This is a genomic window from Streptomyces sp. NRRL S-340 (genome assembly GCF_000720185.1).
Lineage (GTDB): Bacteria > Actinomycetota > Actinomycetes > Streptomycetales > Streptomycetaceae > Streptomyces.
On sequence record NZ_JOIY01000047.1, the window covers coordinates 19,814 to 41,898 of the forward strand.

Consider the following 22,085-nt stretch of genomic DNA (forward strand, 5'->3'; position numbering starts at 1 on the left):
ATCAGTGACCCATTCCCAGTCCGCCGTCAACGGGAATGACGGCTCCAGTGATGTACGAGGCGTCGTCGGAGGCGAGGAAGCGCACCGCGGCGGCGATCTCCTCCGGCTGCGCGTACCGGCCGAGCGGCACCTGCGTCAGGATGTTCTCGCGCTGCTCGTCGTTGAGCGCCCGCGTCATGTCGGTGTCGACGAAACCGGGGGCGACGACGTTGAAGGTGATGTTGCGCGAGCCCAGCTCACGGGCGAGGGAGCGCGCGAAGCCGACCAGGCCGGCCTTGGAGGCGGCGTAGTTGGCCTGCCCCGCGGAGCCGAGCAGCCCGACGACCGACGAGATCAGGACCACGCGGCCCTTCTTGGCGCGCAGCATGCCGCGGTTGGCCCGCTTGACGACACGGAAGGTGCCGGTGAGGTTGGTGTCGATGACCGAGGCGAAGTCCTCCTCGGACATGCGCATCAGGAGCTGGTCCCTGGTGACGCCGGCGTTGGCGACCAGGACCTCGACCGTGCCGTGCTGGGCCTCGATCTCCTTGTAGGCCTGCTCCACCTGCTCGGGGTCGGTGATGTCGCAGCGGACGGCGAGGAAGCCCTCCGGCGGTTCCCCCGAGCGGTACGTGATCGCGACCTTGTCGCCGGCCTCGGCGAACGCGCGGGCGATGGCGAGGCCGATGCCCCGGTTGCCTCCGGTGACGAGAACCGAGCGGCTCAACGGATCACCCTTTCATAGCGGACTCAATCGTTCCGAACGCGCGCCCGGAGCCTCGACGACAGACGGGGGCAGGCGGCTTCACCGAAAACCTATCGGTCCGGCCGCTACCGCGGACAATCGGGCACCGACAGTGGCGGCGGGGCAGCTCTGTCGAGTCCCTACAGAAAAAGGCGGACCCGGGCCGCAAACGTGTGGTCCGCTCCGCCGCCCGCACGACATGATCGGTCCGACAGGCCACGAGAGCAGGGAGACCCCCGTGCCACATACGATCGACGAGGCCTTCACGGCCCTTCCGCTGCGCGCCCTGGCCGACGCCGCCCTCGCCCGCGCGCGGGCGCTCGGCGCCGAGCACGCCGACTTCCGGTTCGAGCGGGTGCGCAGCGCGTCCTGGCGGCTGCGGGACGCGCGGCCGGCCGGGTCCTCGGACACCACCGACCTGGGGTACGCGGTGCGGGTCGTGCACGGCGGAACGTGGGGGTTCGCGTCCGGGGTGGATCTGACCATGGACGCCGCCGCCCGGGTCGCCTCGCAGGCGGTGGCGATGGCGAAGCTGTCCGCGCAGGTGATCGCCGCGGCCGGGTCCGAGGAGAGGGTGGAGCTGGCCGACGAGCCCGTGCACGCCGAGAAGACCTGGGTGTCGTCGTACGAGATCGACCCCTTCGCGGTGCCCGGGGAGGAGAAGTCGGCGCTGCTCGCCGACTTCAGCGCGCGGCTGCTGGCGGCCGACGGCGTGGACCACGTGGACGCCTCGCTGCTGACCGTGCACGAGAACAAGTTCTACGCCGACACCGCGGGCACCGTCACCACGCAGCAGCGGGTGCGGCTGCACCCGCAGCTGACGGCCGTGTCGGTGGACGGCTCCAGCGGGGAGTTCGACTCCATGCGGACGCTGGCCCCGCCGGCGGGGCGCGGCTGGGAGTACCTGACCGGGACCGGCTGGGACTGGGACGGCGAACTGGAGCGGATGCCCGCACTGCTCGCGGAGAAGATGCGCGCGCCGAGCGTCGAGGCGGGCGTCTACGACCTGGTCGTCGACCCGTCCAACCTGTGGCTGACCATCCACGAGTCCATCGGGCACGCCACCGAACTGGACCGGGCGCTCGGCTACGAGGCCGCCTACGCCGGTACGTCCTTCGCCACCTTCGACCGGCTCGGCAAGCTGCGGTACGGCTCGGAGCTGATGAACGTCACCGGCGACCGCACCGCCGAGCACGGCCTGGCGACCGTCGGCTACGACGACGAGGGGGTCCAGGCGCAGTCCTGGGACCTGGTGAAGGACGGGACGCTGGTGGGCTACCAGCTGGACCGCAGGATCGCGCGGCTGACCGGGTTCGAGCGCTCCAACGGGTGCGCCTACGCCGACTCCCCCGGGCACGTGCCGGTGCAGCGCATGGCGAACGTGTCGCTGCTGCCGGACCCGGCCGGGATGTCGACGGAGGACCTGATCGGCGGTGTCGAGCGGGGCATCTACGTGGTCGGGGACCGGTCATGGTCGATCGACATGCAAAGGTACAACTTTCAATTTACCGGCCAGCGGTTCTTCCGGATCGAGAACGGGCGGCTGGCCGGGCAGCTGCGGGACGTCGCCTACCAGGCGACCACGACCGACTTCTGGGGTTCGATGGCGGCCGTGGGCGGCCCGCAGACGTACGTCCTCGGCGGCGCCTTCAACTGCGGCAAGGCCCAGCCGGGTCAGATCGCGGCCGTCTCCCACGGCTGCCCCTCGGCCCTCTTCAAGGGCGTCAACATCTTGAACACCACCCAGGAGGCCGGTCGATGAGTCCGCGTACGAGCAAGCCGCACGAGGTCGTCGAGCGCGCCCTCGCCCTGTCCCGGGCCGACGGGTGCGTCGTCATCGCGGACGAGACCTCGACCGCGAACCTGCGCTGGGCGGGCAACGCGCTCACCACCAACGGCGTCACGCGCGGGCGCGCGCTCACCGTCGTCGCGACCGTCGACGGCCAGGAGGGCACCGCCTCCGGGGTGGTGTCCAGGTCGGCGGTGGGCGCGGACGAGCTGGAGCCGCTGGTGCGGGCCGCCGAGGCCGCCGCGCGGTCGGCCGGTCCCGCCGAGGACGCGCAGCCGCTGGTCACCGGCGTGCCCGCGTCCCCGGACTTCACCGACGCGCCCGCCGAGACCTCCTCCGCGGTGTTCGCGGACTTCGCGCCCGCCCTCGGCGAGTCGTTCGCCCGCGCGCGGGCCGGCGGCCGGGAGCTGTACGGCTTCGCCAGCCATGAGCTGGTGTCCACCTACCTGGGCACGTCGACCGGACTGCGCCTGCGCCACGACCAGCCCAGCGGCACCCTGGAGCTGAACGCCAAGAGCCCGGACCGCACCCGCTCGGCCTGGGCGGGGCGGGCCACGCGGGACTTCAAGGACGTCGACCCGACGGCGCTGGACGCGGAGCTGGCCGTACGGCTGGGCTGGGCCGGGCGGCGGGTGGAGCTGCCTGCCGGGCGCTACGAGACGCTGCTGCCGCCGACCGCGGTCGCGGACCTGCTCATCTACCAGCTGTGGTCCTCCTCGGGCCGGGACGCGGCCGAGGGGCGGACCGTGTTCTCCCGGCCGGGCGGCGGCACGCGGGTCGGTGACCGGCTCAGCGAGCTGCCGCTGACGCTGCGCAGCGACCCGCAGGAGCCGGGCCTGCAGTGCGCGCCGTTCGTCGTCGCGCACTCCTCCGGCGGCGACCAGTCGGTGTTCGACAACGGGCTGCCGGTGCGGGCCACCGAGTGGATCGGCGGCGGGCGCCTGGCGCACCTGCTGACCACCCGGCACAGCGCGGCCCTGACCGGGCTGCCCGTGGCCCCCTCGGCCGGGAACCTGATCCTGGACGGCGGCGGGGACCGCTCACTGGAGGAGATGGTCGCCGGGACGGAGCGCGGGCTGCTGCTGACCTGCCTGTGGTACATCCGTGAGGTGGATCCGGCGACGCTGCTGCTGACGGGCCTGACCCGGGACGGGGTGTACCTGGTCGAGAACGGCGAGGTGACGGGCGAGGTCAACAACTTCCGGTTCAACGAGTCGCCGGTGGACCTGCTGGGCCGGGCGACGCAGGCCGGGCGCACCGAGCGGACGCTGCCGCGCGAGTGGAACGACTGGTTCACGCGGGCCGCGATGCCCGCGCTGCGCGTCCCGGATTTCAACATGAGCTCTGTCAGCCAGGGCGTATAACCTCGTAGTCGGCCGTCACCCGACTGCCCGACGCCCCTGAGCACCATCCCGGCATCACCTAGGAGACACGAGAACCGTGACGGACATCGTCGACGAGCTGAAGTGGCGTGGGCTGTTCGCCCTGTCCACCGACGAGGACGCTTTGCGCAAGGCGCTCGCGGACGGTCCCGTCACGTTCTATTGCGGCTTCGACCCGACCGCGCCGTCGCTGCACGTGGGGCACCTGGTGCAGGTGCTCACCGTGCGCCGGCTCCAGCAGGCCGGTCACCGGCCGCTGGCGCTGGTCGGCGGTGCCACGGGCCTGATCGGCGACCCCCGCCCGACGGCCGAGCGCACGCTGAACGCGCCGGAGACGGTGGCCGGCTGGGTGGAGAAGCTGCGCCGGCAGATCGAGCCGTTCCTGTCCTTCGAGGGCGAGAACGCCGCGGTCATGGTGAACAACCTGGACTGGACGCAGAACCTGTCGGCGATCGAGTTCCTGCGGGACATCGGCAAGCACTTCCGCGTCAACAAGATGCTGACGAAGGACTCCGTGGCCCGGCGCCTGGAGTCCGACCAGGGCATCAGCTACACCGAGTTCAGCTACCAGATCCTGCAGGGCATGGACTTCCTGCAGCTCTACCGGCGCCACGGCTGCACGCTGCAGCAGGGCGGCAGCGACCAGTGGGGCAACCTCACCGCCGGGCTGGACCTGATCCACCGGCTGGAGCCGGACGCGAGCGTGCACGCGCTGGCGACGCCGCTGATGACCAAGGCGGACGGCACCAAGTTCGGCAAGACCGAGGGCGGCGCCGTCTGGCTCGACCCGGAGATGACGACGCCGTACGCGTTCTACCAGTTCTGGCTGAACGTGGACGACCGGGACATCTCCAAGTACCTGCGCATCCTGTCCTTCCGCTCCCGCGAGGAGCTGGAGGAGCTGGAGGAGCAGACGCGGCAGCGTCCGCAGGCACGGGCCGCGCAGCGCGCGCTTGCGGAGGAACTGACGACGCTGGTGCACGGCGCCGACCAGACCGCCGCCGTGATCGCCGCCTCCCGTGCGCTGTTCGGGCAGGGCGAGCTGGCGGAGCTGGACGAGCGGACGCTGGCCGCGGCGCTGGCCGAGGTGCCGCACGTCCGGGTCGCGGAGCTGGGTCAGGTCGTCGACCTGTTCGCCGAGGTCGGCCTGGTGCCCAGCAAGTCGGCCGCGCGCCGCACGGTGAAGGAGGGCGGTGCCTACGTGAACAACGTCAAGATCACCGCCGAGGACGCCGTGCCCGCCCGGGAGGACCTGCTGCACGGACGGTGGCTGGTGCTGCGCCGGGGCAAGAAGAACCTGGCGGCGGTCGAGGTCACGGCCGGCTGACCGGACGCGGTGACCCGAGGGGCGGTCGCGGGACGCTGGTCCCGGGGCCGCCCCTCGCCGTGGTCCGTGCCGTTCCCTCGCCGTGTTCCGTGCCGTTCCCTCGCCGTGTTCCGTGCCGTCGCGGTGGCCGGTGCCGCTGAGGTCACGCCCGTTCGCGTCGCCGGTGCTGGTTGCCCCACATCGCCATGTACGCCATGTCACCGACGGCGACGATGATGATCGCGGCGACGAGCTGGAAGATGTGCCGGCTCCAGTCGATGCCGCGCGTGGACTCCACACCGACCGCCCGGGCGACGGCGTTGCCCGCGATGGCTCCGAGCATGCCGAAGATGGTGGTCAGCCAGAGCGGGCTGTGCTGTTTGCCGGGAATGACCGCCTTGGCGATCAGGCCGAGAATGAAACCCACGATGATCGCCCACAACCAGCCCATGGCTGCCTCCTCGTCCGGCTCGACGTGAGCATTACCGCCAGTGTCGGGGGGCCGACCCTGCGGCGCATGTCGGGCGCCGCCGCGGACACCGGGCGCGGAGCGCGTGCGCGCGGCGCCCGGCGGGGGGGCGCGTGCGCCGTTCGCGCAGGCAGACACGCAGGCAGTGGGGGCCGACCCGGTCTCGTGGGCGGGGTGAGCGCGGCGTACCGTGGAGGGTGAGCGAGTGCGGGCCGGGCCGGGGTCCTCGGCCGGGAGCCGGAGACGGACCGGGCGGTGTCCGATGCGGGCGGATGGTGGAAGTGTGATGCGGAAGCAGCATGGCGGTGGCGGCGTCGAGGTGTTCCGGATCACCGGTGCCCGCACGGGCCTCCAGGAGGACGTCCGGGGCCGTCAGCGCCGGTATGTCATCTCCATGGCGATCCGTACGGTGGCGGTGCTCCTCGCGGTGACGCTGTGGAACGTCGAGCGGTACGTGGCGATCGTGGCCCTGGTGCTCGGCGCGGCGCTGCCGTACATCGCCGTGGTGATCGCCAACGCCGGCCGGGAGAACGCGCCGAAGCTTCCGTCGACCTTCGTCACCGTGCCCACGAAGCCGATGATCACGGCGCCGCGGACGACGGACGACGCCGCCGGTGGCGGCTCGGGCGAGCGGGCGGGGTCCGGCGAGGACGCGGGCACCGGCGGCTCCGGGAGCGGCTTCGCGCAATCCGTCGCCGAGGACGGGGCGGGCGACCGGGCGGCGGGTACGGCGGGCGCCGCGCGGGAGCGACGCGACGGGGTGTGACCGGCGGTGTCCGCCCGGCCGCCCGTGCGCAGCGCCGGGAGCCGCGGGCGAACCTCAAGAAATGCTCAGATCAATCATGTTGTTCCGGTCCCGGGCGACGGGTCACTCGTGACATACTTCGTACGCGCTCCGCATCCCCCGTCGGAGCGACGGACCGACGCCGGGCAGCTCCCCCCGTGGCTGCTCGGCGTCGCCTTGTGCGCAGTGGCTGTGAGACGAAACCGTGAGTGACGAGACCGCCCCGATCTGCTCCGCCAAGGGCTGCCGTGCGGCCGCCGTGTGGGTGCTGGCCTGGAACAACCCGAAGATCCACACGCCCGAGCGGCGCAAGACGTGGCTGGCGTGCGACGAGCACCGGGAGCACCTGTCGCAGTTCCTCGGGGTGCGCGGCTTCCTCAAGGACGTGGTCCTGCTGACCGAGTGGCAGGCCTCCGAAGAGACCTGAGCCACGGCCCCGCCGGACGCCCGGCGGGGCCGTCAGCCGCCGATCGCGGACATCGGGCGGTCGGGCTGGACGAACGACGGGTCGTCCAGGCCCGCACCGGCCTTCTTGCCCCACATCGCCAGCCGCCACAGGCGGGCGATCTCCTCGTCGGGTGCGCCCGAGCGCAGGGCCGTCCGCAGGTCGGTCTCCTCGGTGGCGAACAGGCAGGTGCGGATCTGGCCGTCGGCGGTGAGGCGGGTGCGGTCGCAGGCCGCGCAGAACGGGCGGGTGACGGAGGCGATGACGCCGACGCGGTGCGGGCCGCCGTCGACGATCCACCGCTCGGCGGGGGCCGAGCCCCGCTCGGCGGCGCCCTCGGGGGTCAGCGTGAAGCGGGTGCGCAGCGCGGTGAGGATGTCCCCCGCGGTGACCATGCCCTCGCGCTTCCAGCCGTGCTGGGCGTCCAGCGGCATCTGCTCGATGAAGCGCAGTTCGTAGTCGTGCTCCACGGCCCAGGCGAGCAGGTCGGGGGCCTCGTCCGCGTTCAGCCCCGGCATCAGGACGGTGTTCACCTTCACCGGGGTCAGTCCGGCGTCGCGGGCGGCCAGGAGTCCGTCGAGGACGTCCTTGTGGCGGTCCCGGCGGGTGAGCGCCTTGAAGACGTCGGGGCGCAGGGTGTCCAGGGAGACGTTGACCCGGTCGAGACCGGCCGCCTTCAGGGCCGCCGCCGTGCGCCTGAGTCCGATGCCGTTGGTGGTGAGGGACATCCGGGGGCGCGGGTCGAGGGCCGCGACGCGCTCCACGATGCCGACCAGGCCGGGGCGCAGCAGGGGCTCCCCGCCGGTGAAGCGGACCTCCTCGATGCCCAGGGAGGTGACCGCGATGCCGATCAGCCGGACGATCTCGTCGTCGGTGAGCAGATCGGGCTTGGCCAGCCACTGCAGGCCCTCCTCGGGCATGCAGTAGGTGCAGCGCAGGTTGCACCGGTCGGTCAGTGAGACCCGCAGGTCGGTGGCCACCCGGCCGTAGGTGTCGATGAGCACGTGGGCCCCCTCCCTCTTCGCCTGACAGCGGAACACTCGTCCTCGGCCTCGTGTTCCTTCTCCTGCGAGCCTACGTGACGGAACCGACAGCGACACCGGTCCCGATCCCACGACGTGGGCGGCGGCCGTGTCGTAGGTCTCTACGATCCCCACGGCACGGCCGCCGCCGCCCGGGACGCGTCGCCGGGCGCACGGTCGCGGGCCGGTTGCCCTGCGGCGCGCGGTGCGGGTGCGCTGCGGGTCAGCGGGTCCGGTACCGGTCAGTGCGCTCGGGTATACCGGTCAGTGCGCTCCGGTGCCGGTCAGGGACCGCACCTCCAGTTCCGCGTACTTGGCCCGGTCCGGTGTCTCCTTGGACAGCAGGGTGCCGACGACGCCCAGCAGGAAGCCGACCGGGATGGAGATGAGTCCGGGGTTCTCCAGCGGGAACCAGTGGAAGTCGGCGTCCGGGAACATCGACGTGGGCTTGCCCGAGACCACGGGCGAGAACAGCACCAGGCCGACGGCGGTGACCAGGCCGCCGTAGATCGACCAGAGGGCGCCCGTGGTGGTGAACCGCTTCCAGAACAGGCTGTAGAGGATCGTGGGCAGGTTGGCGGAGGCGGCCACGGCGAAGGCGAGGGCGACGAGTCCGGCGACGTTCAGGTCACGGGCGAGGGCGCCCAGGACGATGGAGACCGCGCCGATGCCGACGGTCGCCCAGCGGGCCGCCTTGATCTCCTGCTTCTCGGTGGCCTGTCCCTTCTTGATCACGTTGGCGTAGATGTCGTGGGCGAAGGAGGACGACGAGGCGAGGGTGAGGCCCGCGACGACGGCGAGGATGGTGGCGAAGGCGACCGCGGAGATGGAGGCCAGCAGGACGGCGCCCCAGTTGGAGTCCACTCCGCCCAGGTGCAGGGCGAGCAGCGGGGCGGCCGTGTTGCCCGCCTTGTTGGAGGCGATGATCTCGTCCGGTTCGATGAGCGCGGCGGCGCCGAATCCGAGCGCGAGCGTCATCAGGTAGAAGACGCCGATCAGGCCGATCGCCCAGATCACGGACTTGCGGGCGGCCTTGGCGGTCGGGACCGTGTAGAAGCGGATCAGGATGTGCGGCAGTCCCGCGGTGCCGAGCACCAGGGCGACGCCGAGCGAGAGGAAGTCCAGCTTGGTGGTCCCGGTCGCGCCGTACTTCAGGCCGGGCTCCAGGAAGGCGGCGCCCTTGCCGCTGTTGTCGGCGGCCCTGCCGAGCAGGTCGGAGACGTTGAAGTCGAACTTCAGCAGCACCAGGAACGTCAGCAGGATCGCGCCCGCCATCAGCAGCACGGCCTTGACCATCTGCACCCAGGTGGTGCCCTTCATGCCGCCGATGGTGACGTACACGATCATCAGTAGGCCGACCAGCGCGACGATGCCGATCTTGCCGCCGTCGCTGGTGATGCCGAGCAGCAGTGAGACGAGGACGCCCGCGCCCGCCATCTGGGCCAGCAGGTAGAAGATCGACACGACGATCGTGGAGGCGCCGGCGGCGGTGCGCACCGGGCGCTGGCGCATGCGGTACGCCAGGACGTCGCCCATGGTGTAGCGGCCGGAGTTGCGCAGCGGTTCGGCGACCAGGAGCAGGGCGACCAGCCAGGCGACCAGGAAGCCGATGGAGTACAGGAAGCCGTCGTAGCCGAACAGGGCGATGGCGCCGGCGATGCCGAGGAAGGACGCGGCGGACATGTAGTCGCCGGAGACGGCGAGGCCGTTCTGGAATCCGGTGAACTGCCGTCCGCCCGCGTAGAAGTCGGCGGCGTCCTTGGTCTGCCGGCCCGCCCAGACGGTGATGACGAGGGTCGCGGCGACGAAGACCGAGAAGAGCGTGATGATCAGCGTCCGGTGCTCGCTCGCGGCGCCGCCCGCGGCGAGCAGGGTGTGCGCCGTGTGCGCGGCGGGGTGGGTCGCGGGGGTCATGCTCCGCCCTCCATCCGGGACTTGATGGCCTCGGCCTTGGGGTCGAGCTTCGTGGCGGCGTGCCGCGCGTACCACCAGGCGATGAGGAACGTGGTGAGGAACTGGGCGAGGCCCAGGGCGAGGGCGACGTTGATGTTGCCGAAGAGCTTGGTGCCCATGAAGCCGCCCGCGTAGTTGGACAGCAGGACGTAGAGCAGGTACCAGGCGATGAAGGCGAGGGTCAGCGGAAAGGCGAACGAGCGGTAGGAGCGGCGCAGTTCACCGAACTCGGCGCTCTGGGCCACCGTGGAGTACTCCTGCGCGGAGGGAAGGGGGGACTGGGTCTTCGAGGGTGGCGGTGTCTCGGTGGCCACGTCTGTCTCCTCGGGTGCGGATCTCGGTGAGCGGATACGGATACGGATACGGATGCTGATGCGACAGGGGGCTCGATGGTGCTCGGGCTCCCTGTCCGAGGTCCACGGCGCCACGCGAGGACCGGTTCAAGTCCTATGAGTTCTTTCGCCAAGTGGCCTGGACAAGTCATTGCCAAGTCATTGCTGGCCGGTGGGACTGCGGGATAGCTTCGCCCTGCACCACCCGTCATGTACCTGCCCGAGCCGGACCCGTGGCTCGGGCGGTGCCGCACCCGGATGATGTGGGGACCCCATGGCTCGTCTGCGTTCCGGACACCGGACCGCGCCGCACGACCCGGTCGCGCCGTCGCCGGCCGGCGCGTCCCGCGACGGCACGGGCACGGTTCCCGCGGCGCCCGGCACCAGCCGTGCGGTCCCTGCCGCGGGCCCGTCCGCCGCCGCACCCGCCGTCAACGCCGAACCCGGCCTTCACACCAGCGCGCACGCGCGCGGGGCGTACCCCGGCCGGCGGCCCTGACGGCGCCGGCGAGGGGGCCGTGCACACGGCCCGCCGCCCGCCCGCGCCTTCGTCCGGGCGCGTGCGGCTCCTGCCACATCCTCCGTTCGAGCACCACTCGCGAACCGCCGTACCCATGCCACCGCGAAACACTCTGGAGACACAGACACATGACAGCGTCCCAGCCGCGCGCTCGCCGCGTCCTCGCCCTCCCGCTCGGAATGGCCATGGCCACCGCCGTGGCGTTCCTGCCCGGCGCGACCGCGTCGGCGACCCCGGCCGCGCCCGCCGCCCACACCGCACAGGCGGACGCCACCCCGCTCAGCTACGTCGTCAACGTCCGCCCCAAGCACGGGATATCGGCGCAGGTGAAGCAGGCGATCGGCAAGGCCGGCGGCACCATCGTGACCTCGTACGACCGCATCGGCGTCATCGTCGTCCACTCCGCCGACCCCAACTTCGCCACGACGATCCGCAAGGTCCACGGCGTCGACTCCGCCGGCGCCACGCGCACCGCGCCGCTGCCCGCCCAGTCGACCACCGACGTCGGCACCCCGCAGCCGCTCACCGCCGCGCAGGTGGCCGGCGCGGGCACCAGGGCCGCCGCCGGGCAGGACCCGCTGGAGCCCCTGCAGTGGGACCTGCCCGCCATCAAGGCGGACAAGGCGCACCTCAAGACACTCGGCAGCCCGAACGTCACGGTCGGCGTCATCGACACCGGCGTGGACGACACGCACCCCGACATCGCCCCGAACTTCGACCGCCGGGCCTCCGTCAACTGCGTCTCCGGCAAGCCGGACACCACGGACGGGGCCTGGCGGCCGAGCGCCTCCGAGAGCCCGCACGGCACGCACGTGGCCGGCGAGATCGCGGGCGCCAAGAACGGCGTCGGCATCACCGGTGTGGCACCGGGCGTGAAGGTCTCCGGCATCAAGGTCGGCAACCCGGACGGCTTCTTCTACGCCGAGGCCGTGGTGTGCGGGTTCGTGTGGGCGGCCGACCACGGCGTCGACGTGACCAACAACAGCTATTACACCGACCCGTGGTACTTCAACTGCACCGACGACCCGGACCAGAAGGCGCTGGTGGACGCCGTCCGGCGGGCCTCGCAGTACGCCGAGCGCAAGGGCACCGTCAACGTCGCGGCGGCCGGCAACGAGAACTACGACCTGGCGGCCCGTTCGATCACGGACCCGTCCTCCCCGAACGACACCACTCCGGGCGACCGGGTGATCGACCCGCGCAAGTGCTACGACATCCCGACCCAGTTGCCGGGCGTGGTCACCGTCGCGGCGACCGGCGCCAAGGGCATCAAGTCGTCGTTCTCCAACTACGGGCTCGGTGTCATCGACATCGCCGCGCCGGGCGGCGACTCGACGGCGTACCAGAAGCCGGACGCCCCCGCGCAGAGCGGACTGATCCTCGGTCCGCTGCCGGGCGGCAAGTGGGGCTACATGGCCGGTACGTCCATGGCGAGCCCGCACGTCGCCGGTGTCGCCGCCCTCATCAAGTCCACGCACCCGCACGCCCCCGCCGCGCTGGTGAAGGCGCTGCTGTACGCGGAGGCCTCCGCCACGCCGTGCACCGACCCCTACGACATCGACGGGGACGGCAAGGCCGACGCGGTGTGCCAGGGCACGAAGAACCGCAACGGCTTCTACGGCTGGGGCACGGCGGACGCGCTGGCCGCGGTGACCAGGTAGCCCGGCCTGCCGGGGGACGCGGTCCTTGCTGCATAGTGCGGTCATGACTGACATCTCGTTCGCATGGTCCGCGCTGGGCGGCGACCCCGGCCTCGTGGAACGCGTCACCCTCGTGGAACGGGAAGGCGTGCTCACCGCGCGCCTTCCCGTGCGTGATCTGGCACGCGCGTGCGTCGGTGCGTGCGCGCTGGCCGCCGCCGAACTGGCGGCGCGGCGGACCGAGGCGGCCGAGGTGCCCGCCGTGGGCGTCGACGACGGGGCCGTGGCGGCCGCGTTCGCCAGTGAACGGCACCTGCTCGTCGACGGGCGCGCGCCGGTCTCCTTCGCGCCGCTGTCACGGTTCTGGCGGACGGCCGACGGCTGGGTGCGCGCGCACGCCAACTACCCGCACCACCGCGCGCGGCTGCTCACCGCCCTCGGTCTGCCGCCCGGCGCGGGCGAGGGCGAGGACGGCACGGCGGCGGCGGTGGCCGCGGTGGAGTCCGCGCTCGCCGGGCGGTCCGCCCTCGACGTCGAGGAGACGGTGTACGCCGCCGGCGGGCTGGCCGTGGCGCTGCGCACCCCCGAGGAGTGGGCGGCGCACCCGCAGGCGGCCGAGGTGGCCGCCCGGCCGCTGGTCGAGCGCACCCGGCTCGACACGGCACGCGCGCGTGTGCTCGCCCCCCTCGACGGCCCGGTGGCGCTGCCGGCCGCCGGGCTGCGGGTGCTGGACCTGACCCGGGTCCTGGCCGGTCCCGTCGCCACCCGCACCCTCGCGCTGCTCGGCGCGGACGTCCTGCGGCTGGACCCGCCGCACCTGCCCGAACTCGCCGACCAGCACGCGGACACGGACTTCGGGAAGCGGTCGGCCGTGCTGGACCTCACCACCGGCCGGGAGGTCCTGGAGAGCCTGCTGGCCGATGCGGACGTGGTCGTCACCGGGTACCGGCCCGGGACCCTTGACCGGTTCGGGCTCTCCCCCGAGGCGCTGGCCGAGCGGCGGCCCGGTCTGGTCGTGGCCCAGGTCTCGGCGTGGGGCGGGTACGGGCCGTGGGGCGGGCGGCGCGGCTTCGACAGCCTCGTCCAGGTCGCCACCGGTGTCGCGGCGGCCGAGGGGACGGACGGGCGGCCGGGCGCGCTGCCCGCGCAGGCCCTGGACCACGGCACGGGCTACCTGCTGGCGGCGGCCGTACTGCGGGCGCTGACCGAGCAGTCCCACGAAGGCGGCAGCAGGCTCGTCCGGCTGGCTCTGGCCCGCACGGCGGCATGGCTGACGGGCTCCGCCGGGCCGGGCGCCGTCGTGCGGAGCGAGCCGGGTGCGCCCTACGAGGGTCCCGGGCCCTGGCTCTGCGAGACGGACAGCCGCATCGGAAGGCTGCGCCACGCCGGGCCGCCCGTCGCCTTCACCGGTGGCCCCACCGACTGGGCCCGGCCGCCGGGACCCTGGGGGACGGACGAGGCGCGCTGGTCCTGAGCGGGCGTCTGAGCGGGTGTCGGGCGGGCTCGCCAGGGGCGTCTGAGCGGTCGTCGAGCGGGCGCGCGAGCGGGCGCCCGCCCGGACGGGCGGCTCACCGCGCCGAGGCCGCCCCGCTCCCCGCCCGCACTCCCGCGCGCGCAGAGCGGGGGGCGGGAGGGGCGGGCGTCACGCCCCCACCTCGCCCAGCAGTGCGCCCGCCGCGTAGGTCACCGCCATGGCCAGCGCCCCGCCGGCCATGGTGCGCAGCACGGCGCGGCCGGGCCGCGCCGCCCCGAGCCGCGCGCTGCTGAAGCCCGTGAGGGCGAGGGCGGCCAGCACGGACAGCACGGTGACCGCCAGCCGCCAGTGGGCGGGCGGCAGCACGATGGCCAGCAGCGGCAGCAGGGCGCCCGCCGTGAAGGCCAGGAAGCTGGCCCAGGCCGCGTGCCAGGGGTTGGTCAGCTCGTCGGGGTCGATGCCCAGCTCCACGCGCGCGTGGGCCCGCAGCGCGTCCCGCGCGGTGAGCTGTTCGGCCGCTTCCCGGGCCACCTCGCGCGAGAGCCCGCGCTCCTGGAGCAGTTCGGTCAGCTCGCGCAGCTCGGCCTCCGGCTGCTCGCGCAACTCGCGCCTCTCCAGCGCCAGCGCGGCCCTCTCCGAGTCCCGCTGGGTGGACACCGACACGTACTCCCCCGCGGCCATCGACATCGACCCGGCCAGCAGACCGGCCAGCCCGGCGGTGAGCAGCGCCGCGCGGGAGTCCGTCGCCCCGGCCACACCGACGACGAGGCCGGCGGTGGAGACGATGCCGTCGTTCGCCCCGAGGACGGCTGCCCGCAGCCAGTTGAGGCGGGAGCCGAGGGTCCCGCCGTGTGCCTCGTCGTGCGTGGGTTCGGTCACAGCAGGGAGGATCGCACGGCTGCGGCCCCGGGGGCTGCCACGCCCCCCGCGCCCGTGCGGGTGAAGCCGTCCCGGCCGGCCGCGGGTTCCCGGCCGCCGCTCCTGCTCCGCCGCGCCCGGACGCGCTTCTCACGGTAACGCCCGTACGCGCGTCGAGCCGCCGCACCCGTACGCTTTCCATACCGCCACCGGCGCGAACTCCCGCCCGCGCGCGCGGGCTTGCATCCGAGCGCGCGGGGGCGGCGCCCCCGGCGGCGGGCGCGGGCTCCCCCGCTCACGGACGGCGGGCGGGACGAGGGAGGGGCGGCGGAGGACACCTGCGGGGCCGGGCTGTCAGTCACGGCCCGTATCCTCAGTGACCATGCTGGAAGACCGCACCCTCGCAGGGCCCTCCCCCACACCGTGGCCGACCGCGTATCCGCAGGGATACGCGGTCGTTGACGTGGAGACCACCGGCCTGGCCCGGGACGACCGCATCATCTCCGCGGCGGTCTACCGGCTGGACGCGCGCGGCGAGGTCGAGGACCACTGGTACACGCTGGTCAACCCGGAGCGGGACCCGGGGCCGGTCTGGATCCACGGACTGACCAGCGAGGTGCTGGAAGGCGCGCCGCTGTTCGCGGACGTCGCCGAGGAGTTCGCGGCCCGGCTGGACGGCCGGGTGCTCGTGGCGCACAACGCGGTCTTCGACTGGCAGATGATCGCCCGCGAGTACGCGCGCGCGAAGAGCGAGGCGCCGGTGCGGCAGCGGCTGTGCACCATCGCGCTCTCCAAGGAGCTGGGCCTGCCGCTGCCCAACCACAAGCTGGAGTCGCTGGCGGCGCACTTCGGCGTGGTGCAGCAGCGGGCGCACCACGCGCTGGACGACGCGCGGGTCCTGGCGGAGGCGTTCCGGCCGAGCCTGCGGGCCGCGGCGGCGGGCGGCGTCCGGCTGCCGCTGCTGGAGTGCCGTCCGCTGACGGAGTGGTCGGACCGGCCGGTGCCCCGGCAGCAGTCGGGCGGCGGCTACGGCGGCTACCGGGCGGGCAGTTGGCGCCCGTCCCGCAAGAGGCCCGCCTGCCCCTATCCGAACCCGGGGCGCTACGAAGCGGGCAAACGGCTCAAACAGGGTATGCGGGTCGCCTTCTCGGGCGACACCTCCGTCGAGCGCGAACTGCTGGAGGACCGGGCGACCGAGGCCGGCCTGCACGTCGCCACCAGCCTGTCCCGGCTGACCAGCCTGCTCGTCACCAACGACCCGGACTCGGGGACGTCCAAGGCGGCCAAGGCCCGCCAGTACGGCACGCCGGTGGTGGACGAGGCGGCGTTCGGACAGCTTCTGAGGGACGTGGAGCCCGCGGACGGCGACTGAGCGGCGGCGCGCGGCCGCCGGAGCGCACCGCGCCCGCGAGACCCGTGGTGGGTCCGGCGGAGCGGGAGCGCGCGGCGCGCACGGCGCCCGTGGAGGGCGCGAGGCGCACGGGAGCGCGTGGCGCCCGCGGCGCGCGCGGCGGGCCGAGACGCGGCGGGAGCGCGCGGGGCGCGCGGGGCGAGGACGAAGAGGCGTACCGCCCACCCGGGCACGTATCGCCCGCGCACGGGCGGGCCGCGCCGCACAGGCGCGCGTCGCCCGCGCAGGCACACCCCCGCCCGGGGGCGTGCCGCGTGCGAGGGGGCGTACGGGTGATTGGCGGGCGACTCGCCCGCCGCCCACTCGCCCGCGCGGCGGCCGCGGCTCACCCTGTGGCGCATGGCGAGATGCGAAGTGTGCGGCAATGACTACGGTATGACCTTCGAGGTGCACGCCCAGGGCGCGGTGCACGTCTTCGACTGCTTCTCCTGCGCGATCCACCGCATGGCACCGATCTGCGAGCACTGCCGCGTGCAGATCATCGGCCAGGGCGTGGAGGTCGACGGCCACTGGTACTGCGGCGGTCACTGCGCCCGCGCGGAGGGGAGGGTCGGCATCGTCGACAGTGTCTGAGGACACCCCTGCCGAAAACGCCCCACGGCCCGGGATGTACCGTCGTGGGGTGTACCGCTTCCTGTTGACCCGCCAGTGGGTGATCCTCACCCTCTTCGCGATCGCACTGATCCCGACGATGGTCTGGCTGGGTTTCTGGCAGTTGCACCGCCACGACCACCGGCAGGCACTGAACCAGGTGATCACCGCTTCGCTGGCGGCGCCGCCCGTGCCCGTCGAGTCGCTGACCTCGGTCGGCGGGTCGGTCGCGCACGACGACATCTACCGCCGGGTCACCGCCGAGGGGCACTTCGACACGGCGCACGAACTCGTGGTGCGCCGGCGCACCAACGCGGACGACCGGGTCGGCTACCACGTCCTGACCCCCTTCGTGCTGGACAACGGCAAGGTCCTCCTCGTCAACCGGGGCTGGGTCGCGTCACCCGCCTCGCAGTCGGCCTTCCCCGAGATCCCGGCCCCGGCGGCGGGCAAGGTCACGATCACCGGCCGGCTGATGCAGGACCAGACGACGGCCGCCAGCGGCATCAAGAACGTCAAGGGCCTGCCCGACCGCCAGATCATGCTGATCAACAGCGAGCAGGTCGGCGCGCTGCTGCGGGACTCGGGCGACAGCACGGCCAAGGCGGTGCTCAACGGCTACGTCGAGCTGACCGCGCCCGCTCCCAAGGGCGGCAGCCCCGAGCTGATCCCGTCGCCCAAGGAGGACACGAGCTGGATCGGCGTCGACGACATCAACCTGCCGTACGCGGTCCAGTGGTGGCTGTTCGCCGCCTGCGTCCCCGTGGGCTGGCTGATCCTGGCCCGCCGCGAGCTGCGGGACCGGACCGGCGCCACGGAGGAAGCCGCCCGCGAGGAGTCGGAGCCCGCCGCGGTGTAGCGGGCGCCCGCACCCTGCCGTACGGGTCCCGGGAGCCGGACGCCGCCCTGCTGCTCATACCGACGGGCTTCCCGGCGGTGAGGGCATTTTCCTGGTGTCACCTTCTGGCTCGCCGGAGCCCTGCGCATGGCCGGCCGGACCCCAGGAGGCCCGGGAGCTGGTCGCCCGGCTGGTCGGCCTCACCGACGACGCGGGGCTGCCGGTGCAGGAGTACCGGCCGGCGGGACCGGCCGGCAGCTCGGCAGCATCCCGCGGGCGTTCGGCCACATCGCCCTGGTGGACACCGCCCTCGCCCCGTACGGGAGCGACCGGGCAGGATAGGGCCATGGATCTTGGACTGAAGGACCGGGTGTACGTCGTCACCGGAGCCACCCGCGGGCTGGGCCGTGCCACCGCCCGCGAGCTGGTCGCGGACGGGGCGAAGGTGGTCGTCACCGGACGGGACGAGCAGCGGACGGCGGACGCGGCGGCCGAGCTGGGCCCGAACGCCGTCGGGGTGGCCGTGGACAACGCGGACCCGGAGGCCGCGGCGCGCCTGATCGCCGCCGCGCGCGAGCGTTTCGGCGGCTTCCACGGCGTGCTCGTCAGCGTCGGCGGACCGCCCCCCGGTTTCGTCGCGGACAACACCGACGAGCAGTGGCAGGCGGCGTTCGAGTCGGTGTTCCTGGGCGCGGTGCGGCTGGCCCGGGCAGCGGCGGCGGAGCTGGAGGCGGGCGGTGTCATCGGCTTCGTGCTGTCCGGTTCGGTGCACGAGCCGATCGCCGGGCTGACCATCTCCAACGGACTGCGGCCCGGTCTCGCCGGGTTCGCCAAGTCCCTCGCGGACGAGCTGGGGCCGCGCGGCATCCGGGTCGTCGGCCTGCTGCCGGCCCGCATCGACACGGACCGGGTGCGCGAGCTGGACGGTCTGTCGGCGGACCCGGGGGCGACACGGACCGCGAACGAGTCGCGCATCCCGCTGCGCAGGTACGGCACGCCGGAGGAGTTCGGGCGCACCGCGGCGTTCCTGCTCTCCCCCGCCGCGTCCTACCTCACGGGCGTCATGCTGCCCGTGGACGGCGGTTTCCGGCACGGTTTCTGAGCAGGGAGAGCGCTGCCCAGGCCGGGTCCTCGGCCCCGGCCGCCCGCGCCCGCCGTCCGCCGTCCCGGAGGACCACGGCCGCCTGCCGCCGTCCCCATGGACCGCGGCGGGCGGCGGAGGCGAGGCTTCGTCGGCGGACGCGGGGCGCGGGGAGCGCCGGGGGGCTACTCGCCGAGGCCGGCCAGGTCGCGCAGGCGGCGGGCCTGAGCCTGCCGCTCGGCGGCGCGCTGCTCCTCGTACGAGCGCTCCCGGGCGCCCTGGAGCAGGGCCTTGGTCTCGATGACCGCGCTGCGGGGCGCGGCGAGGACCGCCGAGGCCAGGTCGGCCGCGGCGGCGTCCAGCTGGTCGCGGGGCACGGCGAGGTTGGCCAGGCCGGAGGCGACCGCCTCCTCGGCGGTGACGAAGCGCCCCGTCACGCAGATCTCCAGCGCGCGGGCGTAGCCGACCAGCCCCACCAGCGGATGAGTGCCGGTGAGGTCCGGGACCAGTCCGAGGCTGGTCTCGCGCATGGCGAACTGCACGTCGTCGGCGACGACGCGCAGGTCACAGGCGAGCGCCAGCTGGAAGCCGGCGCCGATGGCGTGGCCCTGGACCACGGCCACGGACACGACGTCGCTGCGCCGCCACCAGGTGAACGCCTCCTGGTAGTCGGCGATGGTCGCGTCCAGTGCGGCGTCGTCGCCGCGCGCGAGGTCGAGGAACGAGGGTTCGCCGTCGAAGCCTTCGGGCGTGAACGCCTGCCGGTCCAGCCCGGCGGAGAAGGACTTCCCCTCGGCGCGCAGCAGCACGACGCGGACGGAGCCCGGCAGCAGCCGGCCGGCCTCGGCGAGCGCACGCCACAGGGCGGGGCTCTGCGCGTTGCGCTTGGCCGGGTTGGTCAGCGTCACCGTGGCGACCGCGTCGTCCACGGTGAGCCGTACGCCGTCCTTGTCGAGAACTGGTTCGCGTACTGGTTCCAGGTCGTGCTCGGTGTCGGGCGAAGCCATGGTGCGCCTCCGGTGGGTGCGGTCAGCCTGGACGCCGTACGGTCGTACCGCTGTACGAGGACGTACGGGAATCCGTAAGTGACTGCACAGTAACCACCCAGCCGGCCGGTCGGCCGACCGGGTGGCCACCGTCGAAGCCCGATGGACCGCCCGCGGTCGGTCAGGCGGACGCGGTCTTCTTGCCCCGCGTCGCCCCGCCACGCCCACGGAGCGTGACGCCCGACTCGCTGAGCATCCGGTGCACGAAGCCATACGAGCGGCCGGTCTCCTCGGCCAACGCCCGAATGCTCGCACCGGCGTCGTACTTCTTCTTCAGGTCTGCCGCGAGCTTGTCGCGCGCGGCGCCGGTCACCCGGCTGCCCTTCTTCAGAGTCTCGGCCACCCGTGCCTCCTCATGGGAAGTGCGCTCTGGTCCCCTCATGATCACCCCTCCGGGGCCTCATGGCCACCCATTCGGCAAGGTCCGTGAGACAGGCTTGTGACGACAGGAGTGCGTCCCCACATGCGGAATCTCGAATTCCGCACGTCGCCGTCCGTACGGCCGAACGGGTTGTTCCGCGAAGTGCCAGGTCAGGGACGCACGACGGCCGAGCCCTTGGCACATAAGGGCTCGGCCGGAAAATACGTGGACGACACACCCCGGTACGAGGAGATCTCACGCAGATGACGGATCACCGATGGGCCGAATGATCCATACGCCGTTGATCAGCCCCCGGCCAGGGCCGGAGCCGAGGGCGGGAGCAGGGGCGGCCGGGCGGGATCAGGCGAGGGCGACCAGGTCCGCGTAGCCCGCGCCCCACAGGTCCTCGACACCGTCGGGCAGCAGGATGATGCGCTCCGGCTGCAGCGCCTCGACCGCGCCCTCGTCGTGGGTGACGAGGACGACGGCACCCTTGTAGGTGCGCAGCGCGCCGAGGATCTCCTCGCGGCTGGCCGGGTCGAGGTTGTTGGTCGGCTCGTCGAGCAGCAGGACGTTGGCCGAGGACACGACCAGGGTGGCCAGCGCCAGGCGGGTCTTCTCACCGCCGGAGAGGACCCCGGCCGGCTTGTCGACGTCGTCGCCGGAGAACAGGAAGGAGCCGAGCACCTTGCGGACCTCGACGAGATCCATGTCGGGCGCGGCCGAACGCATGTTCTCCAGGACGGTGCGCTCCGGGTCCAGGGTCTCGTGCTCCTGCGCGTAGTAGCCGAGCTTGAGGCCGTGGCCGGGGACGACCTGGCCGGTGTCGGGCTTCTCCACGCCGCCGAGCAGGCGCAGCAGGGTGGTCTTGCCCGCGCCGTTGAGGCCGAGGATGACGACCCGGGAGCCCTTGTCGATGGCCAGGTCGACGTCGGTGAAGATCTCCAGCGAGCCGTACGACTTCGACAGGCCCTCGGCCATCAGCGGGGTCTTGCCGCAGGGCGAGGGCTCGGGGAAGCGCAGCTTGGCGACCTTGTCGGACTGGCGGACCGCCTCCAGGCCGGAGAGCAGCTTGTCGGCGCGGCGCGCCATGTTCTGCGCGGCGACGGTCTTGGTGGCCTTGGCGCGCATCTTGTCGGCCTGCGAGTGCAGGGCGGCGGCCTTCTTCTCGGCGTTGGCGCGCTCCCGCTTGCGGCGCTTCTCGTCGGCCTCGCGCTGCTGCTGGTAGAGCTTCCAGCCCATGTTGTAGATGTCGATCTGGGAGCGGTTGGCGTCCAGGTAGAACACCTTGTTGACGACCGTCTCGACCAGGTCGACGTCGTGGGAGATCACGATGAAGCCGCCGCGGTAGGTCTTCAGGTAGTCGCGCAGCCAGATGATCGAGTCCGCGTCGAGGTGGTTGGTCGGCTCGTCGAGGAGCAGGGTGTCCGCGTCGGAGAACAGGATCCGGGCCAGCTCGATACGGCGGCGCTGACCGCCGGAGAGGGTGTGCAGGGGCTGCCCGAGCACCCGGTCGGGCAGGTTCAGCGCGGCGGCGATGGTGGCGGCCTCGGCCTCCGCGGCGTACCCGCCCTTGGTGAGGAACTCCGTCTCCTGGCGCTCGTACTGCTTCATCGCCTTGTCGCGGGTGGAGCCCTTGCCGGTGGCGATGCGCTGCTCGTTCTCGCGCATCTTGCGGATCAGGACGTCCAGGCCGCGCGCGGAGAGGATCCGGTCGCGGGCCAGCACGTCGAGGTCGCCGGTGCGGGGGTCCTGCGGAAGGTAGCCGACCTCACCGGAACGGGTGATGGTGCCGCCGGCCGGGATGCCCTCGCCGGCGAGGCACTTGGTGAGGGTCGTCTTGCCCGCGCCGTTGCGGCCGACGAGGCCGATGCGGTCGCCCTTGGCGACACGGAAGGTGGCGTTCTCGATGAGGATGCGGGCACCGGCGCGCAGCTCGATGCCGGAAGCGGAGATCACGGACAGACTCCAGGGCGGGTCGTTGGCGGGTTGGGCGGCTGAGGACGTTCCCGCCGTCTAATGCGCGAGGAGAAAGGCCATGCGGAACAGTCTAACGGGG

20 protein-coding genes are annotated in these 22,085 nt (G+C 72.9%); 11 read left to right on the top strand and 9 right to left on the bottom strand.

Features of this window, described 5'->3' with window-relative positions:
* Nucleotide 1: 1 nt before the first annotated feature.
* Entirely contained in the window at nt 2-706 is a 705-nt protein-coding gene (gene fabG / locus IG64_RS30510; RefSeq protein ID WP_037862077.1) for a 3-oxoacyl-[acyl-carrier-protein] reductase, read from the bottom strand.
* Nucleotides 707-923: 217 nt separating this feature from the next.
* Between fabG and IG64_RS30515 the strand changes: the two genes are divergently transcribed.
* The 3 genes from IG64_RS30515 (at nt 924) to tyrS (ending at nt 5,222) form a co-directional block, all read left to right on the top strand.
* Nucleotides 924-2,486, top strand: a complete 1,563-nt coding sequence (locus IG64_RS30515) for a TldD/PmbA family protein (RefSeq protein ID WP_420710013.1) — start codon at nt 924-926, stop codon at nt 2,484-2,486.
* Entirely contained in the window at nt 2,483-3,877 is a 1,395-nt protein-coding gene (locus IG64_RS30520) for a metallopeptidase TldD-related protein (RefSeq protein WP_037862079.1), read from the top strand. The genes IG64_RS30515 and IG64_RS30520 overlap by 4 nt, the downstream gene beginning before the upstream one ends.
* Before the next feature lie 76 nt (nt 3,878-3,953).
* Nucleotides 3,954-5,222, top strand: coding sequence for a tyrosine--tRNA ligase (gene tyrS, locus IG64_RS30525; protein ID WP_037862081.1), 1,269 nt, complete (start codon nt 3,954-3,956; stop codon nt 5,220-5,222).
* A 142-nt stretch (nt 5,223-5,364) separates the two neighbouring features.
* On the opposite strand, the gene IG64_RS30530 is transcribed toward tyrS, so the two are convergent.
* Nucleotides 5,365-5,652: a GlsB/YeaQ/YmgE family stress response membrane protein gene (locus IG64_RS30530; protein ID WP_037862082.1), complete on the bottom strand. Its 288-nt coding sequence runs from the start codon at nt 5,650-5,652 to the stop codon at nt 5,365-5,367.
* 304 nt (nt 5,653-5,956) lie between these two features.
* Here IG64_RS30530 and IG64_RS30535 point away from each other — a divergent pair, with 304 nt between their 5' ends.
* Together IG64_RS30535 and IG64_RS30540 are read left to right on the top strand one after the other, a co-directional pair.
* Entirely contained in the window at nt 5,957-6,436 is a 480-nt protein-coding gene (locus IG64_RS30535; protein ID WP_037862084.1) for a DUF3099 domain-containing protein, read from the top strand.
* Nucleotides 6,437-6,659: 223 nt separating this feature from the next.
* Complete coding sequence (locus tag IG64_RS30540; RefSeq protein ID WP_037862087.1) at nt 6,660-6,881, top strand: hypothetical protein; 222 nt, start codon at nt 6,660-6,662, stop codon at nt 6,879-6,881.
* A 32-nt stretch (nt 6,882-6,913) separates the two neighbouring features.
* Here IG64_RS30540 and moaA read toward each other — a convergent pair whose 3' ends face one another.
* The 3 genes from moaA to IG64_RS30555 form a co-directional block, all read right to left on the bottom strand.
* Nucleotides 6,914-7,903, bottom strand: a complete 990-nt coding sequence (moaA, locus tag IG64_RS30545; RefSeq protein WP_037862089.1) for a GTP 3',8-cyclase MoaA — start codon at nt 7,901-7,903, stop codon at nt 6,914-6,916.
* 282 nt (nt 7,904-8,185) lie between these two features.
* Nucleotides 8,186-9,835 carry a cation acetate symporter gene (locus tag IG64_RS30550; protein WP_037862091.1) on the bottom strand — a complete coding sequence of 550 codons (1,650 nt, stop codon included), beginning with the start codon at nt 9,833-9,835 and terminating at the stop codon, nt 8,186-8,188.
* A complete protein-coding gene (locus IG64_RS30555) occupies nt 9,832-10,188 on the bottom strand; it encodes a DUF485 domain-containing protein (RefSeq protein ID WP_037862093.1) in 357 nt (118 codons plus the stop codon). Before IG64_RS30555 ends, IG64_RS30550 begins: the two co-directional genes overlap by 4 nt.
* 666 nt (nt 10,189-10,854) lie before the next feature.
* On the opposite strand from IG64_RS30555, the gene IG64_RS30565 reads away from it, so the two are divergent.
* The gene (locus IG64_RS30565) at nt 10,855-12,387 is read left to right on the top strand and encodes a S8 family peptidase (protein WP_037862096.1); all 1,533 of its coding nucleotides are present in this window, start codon (nt 10,855-10,857) and stop codon (nt 12,385-12,387) included.
* Nucleotides 12,388-12,430: 43 nt separating this feature from the next.
* On the top strand, nt 12,431-13,840 hold the full coding sequence (locus IG64_RS30570) for a CoA transferase (RefSeq protein ID WP_037862098.1): 1,410 nt from the start codon (nt 12,431-12,433) through the stop codon (nt 13,838-13,840).
* Between the two features lie 168 nt (nt 13,841-14,008).
* On the opposite strand, the gene IG64_RS30575 is transcribed toward IG64_RS30570, so the two are convergent.
* Nucleotides 14,009-14,719 carry a VIT1/CCC1 transporter family protein gene (locus IG64_RS30575; RefSeq protein WP_037862099.1) on the bottom strand — a complete coding sequence of 237 codons (711 nt, stop codon included), beginning with the start codon at nt 14,717-14,719 and terminating at the stop codon, nt 14,009-14,011.
* A 361-nt stretch (nt 14,720-15,080) separates the two neighbouring features.
* Between IG64_RS30575 and IG64_RS30580 the strand changes: the two genes are divergently transcribed.
* The 4 genes from IG64_RS30580 to IG64_RS30595 all read left to right on the top strand — a co-directional run bounded on the left by IG64_RS30580 (nt 15,081) and on the right by IG64_RS30595 (nt 18,640).
* The gene (locus tag IG64_RS30580) at nt 15,081-16,070 is read left to right on the top strand and encodes a DEDDh family exonuclease (RefSeq protein WP_078884315.1); all 990 of its coding nucleotides are present in this window, start codon (nt 15,081-15,083) and stop codon (nt 16,068-16,070) included.
* Between the two features lie 378 nt (nt 16,071-16,448).
* A complete protein-coding gene (locus IG64_RS30585) occupies nt 16,449-16,682 on the top strand; it encodes a hypothetical protein (protein WP_078884318.1) in 234 nt (77 codons plus the stop codon).
* A 49-nt stretch (nt 16,683-16,731) separates the two neighbouring features.
* Nucleotides 16,732-17,559 carry an SURF1 family protein gene (locus IG64_RS30590; RefSeq protein ID WP_078884316.1) on the top strand — a complete coding sequence of 276 codons (828 nt, stop codon included), beginning with the start codon at nt 16,732-16,734 and terminating at the stop codon, nt 17,557-17,559.
* A 325-nt stretch (nt 17,560-17,884) separates the two neighbouring features.
* Nucleotides 17,885-18,640 carry an SDR family oxidoreductase gene (locus tag IG64_RS30595; RefSeq protein ID WP_037862103.1) on the top strand — a complete coding sequence of 252 codons (756 nt, stop codon included), beginning with the start codon at nt 17,885-17,887 and terminating at the stop codon, nt 18,638-18,640.
* A 164-nt stretch (nt 18,641-18,804) separates the two neighbouring features.
* On the opposite strand, the gene IG64_RS30600 is transcribed toward IG64_RS30595, so the two are convergent.
* From IG64_RS30600 to abc-f, 3 genes are all read right to left on the bottom strand, one after another.
* Entirely contained in the window at nt 18,805-19,626 is an 822-nt protein-coding gene (locus IG64_RS30600) for an enoyl-CoA hydratase/isomerase family protein (protein WP_037862104.1), read from the bottom strand.
* 160 nt (nt 19,627-19,786) lie between these two features.
* The gene (locus IG64_RS30605; RefSeq protein ID WP_037862106.1) at nt 19,787-20,008 is read right to left on the bottom strand and encodes a helix-turn-helix domain-containing protein; all 222 of its coding nucleotides are present in this window, start codon (nt 20,006-20,008) and stop codon (nt 19,787-19,789) included.
* A gap of 378 nt (nt 20,009-20,386) precedes the next feature.
* Nucleotides 20,387-21,985, bottom strand: coding sequence for a ribosomal protection-like ABC-F family protein (gene abc-f / locus IG64_RS30610; protein WP_037862108.1), 1,599 nt, complete (start codon nt 21,983-21,985; stop codon nt 20,387-20,389).
* Between the last annotated feature and the right edge of the window lie 100 nt (nt 21,986-22,085).

Bases quoted from the DNA above. Each gene is read 5' to 3' on its own strand.
- IG64_RS30585 (WP_078884318.1), top strand. From the start codon at position 16,449: ATGGCGAGATGCGAAGTGTGCGGCAATGACTACGGTATGACCTTCGAG.
- IG64_RS30580 (WP_078884315.1), top strand. From the start codon at position 15,081: ATGCTGGAAGACCGCACCCTCGCAGGGCCCTCCCCCACACCGTGGCCG.
- IG64_RS30565 (WP_037862096.1), top strand. From the start codon at position 10,855: ATGACAGCGTCCCAGCCGCGCGCTCGCCGCGTCCTCGCCCTCCCGCTC.
- IG64_RS30520 (WP_037862079.1), top strand. From the start codon at position 2,483: ATGAGTCCGCGTACGAGCAAGCCGCACGAGGTCGTCGAGCGCGCCCTC.
- IG64_RS30535 (WP_037862084.1), top strand. From the start codon at position 5,957: ATGCGGAAGCAGCATGGCGGTGGCGGCGTCGAGGTGTTCCGGATCACC.
- IG64_RS30515 (WP_420710013.1), top strand. From the start codon at position 924: ATGATCGGTCCGACAGGCCACGAGAGCAGGGAGACCCCCGTGCCACAT.
- IG64_RS30550 (WP_037862091.1), bottom strand. From the start codon at position 9,835: ATGACCCCCGCGACCCACCCCGCCGCGCACACGGCGCACACCCTGCTC.
- IG64_RS30600 (WP_037862104.1), bottom strand. From the start codon at position 19,626: ATGGCTTCGCCCGACACCGAGCACGACCTGGAACCAGTACGCGAACCA.
- IG64_RS30530 (WP_037862082.1), bottom strand. From the start codon at position 5,652: ATGGGCTGGTTGTGGGCGATCATCGTGGGTTTCATTCTCGGCCTGATC.
- IG64_RS30595 (WP_037862103.1), top strand. From the start codon at position 17,885: ATGGATCTTGGACTGAAGGACCGGGTGTACGTCGTCACCGGAGCCACC.
- IG64_RS30570 (WP_037862098.1), top strand. From the start codon at position 12,431: ATGACTGACATCTCGTTCGCATGGTCCGCGCTGGGCGGCGACCCCGGC.